Raw genomic sequence first — 3,226 nt, 5'->3', positions numbered from 1 at the left:
GCCCTCGCGGTCCGGGTCCGCCGCGACACCGGCGACGCCGCGCACGGCGGACCACCCGGTCGTGCACCGGCTCCGCGCGGCCGGAGCGCTCGTCGTCGGCATCACCCGCATGCCCGAGCTCGCCGTCTTCGGGTCGACCGACGGCGCGTTCGGCATCTCGCGCAATCCCTGGAACACCAGCCGCACGCCCGGTGGCTCGTCCGGCGGCTCGGCGGCCGCGGTCGCCGCGGGCATGGTGCCCGCCGCGCACGCCAACGACGGCATGGGCTCGATCCGCATCCCGGCCGCGTGTTGCGGGCTGGTCGGCATCAAACCGGGCTTCGGGGTGGTGCCGTCCGAGATCGGTGAGGGATCGTGGTTCGACATGGCCGAGAACGGCCCGGTCGCCACCACCGTCGCCGACGCCGCGCTGTTCCTGTCGGTCATCGCGGACGACGCGTCGCTCGCCACGCCCGAGGTGCCCGACACCCTGCGCATCGCCGTCTCGACCCGCGTGCCGATGCCGGTGACGCCGCTCGACGCGAACTTCAAGGCCGTCACCCGCGCGACCGGCGACCTGCTGCGCGGCGCCGGCCACGCCGTGACGGCGGTGAAGGCGCCGTACCCGGCCACCCTCGGCGCCCGTGAGATCGCCCGCTGGACGGCCGGCACGGCGCTCGACGCGCGCGCCGTGCGCGATCCCGCGGGGCTCGAGCCGCGCGTGCGGCGGCATGCCGCGGTCGGGTCGCTGGTCATGAGGGCCGGGTTGCCGAAGGAGGCGGGCCGCACGAAGTGGCGCGCCCGTGCCGAGCAGTTCTTCGCGAAGCACGACGTGCTCGTCACGCCCGCGCTCGCGCAGAAGCCCAAGCGCGCCGATCGCTGGAGCGAGCGCGGCTGGTTGGCCAACCTGCTGTCGGACGCCCGCTACGCGCCCTTCGCCGCCCCGTGGAACCTGGCCGGGTGGCCGGCGATGGTCGTCCCCGCCGGGCAGACGCCCGACGGCACGCCGCTGGCGGTGCAGCTGGTGGCGCGTCCGGGATGGGAGCGGCAGCTGCTCGGCCTGGCGGCGCAGCTGGAGCAGCTGCGCCCGTGGCGGCGCGTCGCGCCCCTCGGCTGAGCCGGGCGCTGATCCGGGCGCTGATCCGGGCTCAGTACTCCTCGTCCAGGTCGAGCCGGCGGATCTCGTCGAAGTAGACGGGGACGTCGGCCGCTGCGGGCTGTTCGGCCTCGAGCGGCTCGTGCATCGCCCGCGTGCGTGGGCCCGCCGCCGCGTGCTGCGCGCCGACCGTCGCCGTGGTGGTCGGGCGGATCGTGTGCAGCCGCACGTCGGCGATGGCGTGCTGCGCAGTGAGGTCGCGGCGCACCTGCTTGAGCGCCTGGTCGTAGACGACCCGCTTGGTGATGGACGGGACGAGCGACCCGGCGATACCGGCCATGCGTCCGCGCGTGCCGGCGAGCTGGATCGGGTTGAGGATCTCGATGGTGATGATGCGCCGCACGCCCAGCGCGCCGGTGGGCGCGGGCGCGCCGTCGAGCGCCGACCGGACGACGGCGTCGGGTTCCGGCGTGCCGTGCCCGGACGGGCGCAGCAGCAGCCACCCGAGCACGCCGAGCGTGATCAGGTTGGTGACGGCGAGCAGCGCCAGCAGGGCAGCCACACGGCGACCCTAAGGGACGGATCAGCCGCTGGGCGGGAGGTCGGTGTGACCGGCCCGCGCGGCGATCACCCCGGCCTGGAAGCGGCTGGACGCGCCCACCTGCAGCATGTACTCGGCGATGTGCCGCCGGCAGGTGCGCACCGAGATCGACAGGCGGCGCGAGATGGCCTCGTCCTTCTCGCCCTCGGCCATGAGCCGCAGGATGGCCGCCCGGGTCTGGTCGAGCTCGGTGTCGTCGGTCTGCTTCGACAGCACGTCCTCCAGCGGCACGGCGTCTGCCCACTGCTGCTCGAAGGTCGCGACGACCCAGGCGATGACGCTCGGCTCGCGCACGATGGCCAGGCCGTGGCGTCCTGGATCCTGGGTCGGGATCGGCAGCAGGGCGACGACGCGGTCGACGACCAGGCTGCGGCCGGGCACGGACGGAGCGAACCGGATCTTCGCGCCGTGGTTGGCCAGCTCGTTGAGGTAACTGACCGTGCCGCGGTCACGAAGGGCGGCGTGCTGGTAGATGGCGCGGGTCTTGATGCCGCGGCGCAACGAGTAGAGGTTCGCGACCCGGGTGCGGCCGTCGATGCGGGACGACGGCAGCCGGCCTGGCGCGACCGACAGCAGCTCCTTCTCGCACTTGTCGGCGTAGTGCATCAGCACGTTGCCGATCGCGGCCTGGTCGGTGAGCACGTCGACCGACTGGTCGGGCAGGGCGCCGGTGAGGGCGTCGTTCCAGTCCGGCACGAGACGGCGGATGGCGTCACGCCGCTGTTCGAGGGCTGCGCGCCGGGCGCCGAGTTCCAGGTCCTCGGCCCCGAGCACGGTCGCCTCGGCCAGCATCGGGCTGACGGCGGTGAGCCGTTCGCCGTCGACCCGCAACAGTCCCATCTCACCGAGCCGGGTGACCGGCTTGTCGAGGGCCTCGGGCTCGCGCCCCAGCGCTGCGGCGGCCGTCGCGATCGTCGTCCCCGGCGCCTGGAGGACGGCGCGGTACAGCTGGACGTCGAGATCGGCAAGTTCGCCGAAATCGCCCATAACCGCCGCCCGTCACGTTGTGGTCAGGCAGCTAGCTGCCACCTGGATCGTTTGCAACATCCACATCGGCCCGGGACCCTGGAGTCTGAACAGCTGTCCGACCCCCGCGCCTCGGCGCCTCATCACACAAGGATGCAACACCTGTGGGTACCGCGCGAGTAACCAGAGCACGCCGTCTGGCCCTCCGGTTCGCCGCCGGTGTGGCCGGCCTCGGGATCGTGGCCTCGGCCGCGGCGACGGTGGAAGCCGCCGCCGCGGGTGCGACGACGTCGAAGGGGTCCACGACCTCGACGACGACGACGCACCCTGGCCACACGATCCGTCCGGCCGACTGGTGGTGGCCGAGCTAGTCGGCCCCGTTGAGCTGACAGCGTCACGGCTGTAGTCCTGGCAGCCGCGATGCGTGTCGACACCGATCCCGCCCGAGCGTGCAGCAGCGCTCGGGCGGGATCGGCGTCTTAGGACCGGCGCCGCGCGGTCCGGGTCCCCGTCGGTCGGCGTCCGTCGACGTCAGCCGCCGAGGTAGGCCCGCCAGCCGCCGAACGCGGTGATGTCGGTGCGGT

3 protein-coding genes are annotated in these 3,226 nt (G+C 73.6%); 1 reads left to right on the top strand and 2 read right to left on the bottom strand.

The window, feature by feature from the left end; all coding sequences use genetic code 11:
* A partial coding sequence (locus ACTHMS_RS19340) for an amidase (RefSeq protein ID WP_440308296.1) occupies positions 1-1,096 on the top strand: 1,096 nt, incomplete at its 5' end.
* A gap of 31 nt (positions 1,097-1,127) precedes the next feature.
* Here the strand turns inward: ACTHMS_RS19340 and ACTHMS_RS19335 are convergent.
* Both ACTHMS_RS19335 and ACTHMS_RS19330 read right to left on the bottom strand, forming a co-directional pair.
* Positions 1,128-1,637 carry a hypothetical protein gene (locus ACTHMS_RS19335; RefSeq protein WP_440308295.1) on the bottom strand — a complete coding sequence of 170 codons (510 nt, stop codon included), beginning with the start codon at positions 1,635-1,637 and terminating at the stop codon, positions 1,128-1,130.
* Positions 1,638-1,658: 21 nt separating this feature from the next.
* Positions 1,659-2,663, bottom strand: coding sequence for a helix-turn-helix transcriptional regulator (locus ACTHMS_RS19330; RefSeq protein ID WP_440308294.1), 1,005 nt, complete (start codon positions 2,661-2,663; stop codon positions 1,659-1,661).
* Positions 2,664-3,226 lie beyond the last annotated feature (563 nt).

The organism is Jatrophihabitans sp., assembly GCF_051960575.1.
GTDB lineage: Bacteria > Actinomycetota > Actinomycetes > Mycobacteriales > Jatrophihabitantaceae > JBQCEE01.
Note: the sequence above shows the minus strand (reverse complement) of the source record. Positions and strands in the feature narration are given on the sequence as shown.

What these genes read in the sequence shown, in the direction of transcription:
- ACTHMS_RS19330 (WP_440308294.1), bottom strand. Translation starts at nt 2,663, where the DNA reads ATGGGCGATTTCGGCGAACTTGCCGATCTCGACGTCCAGCTGTACCGC.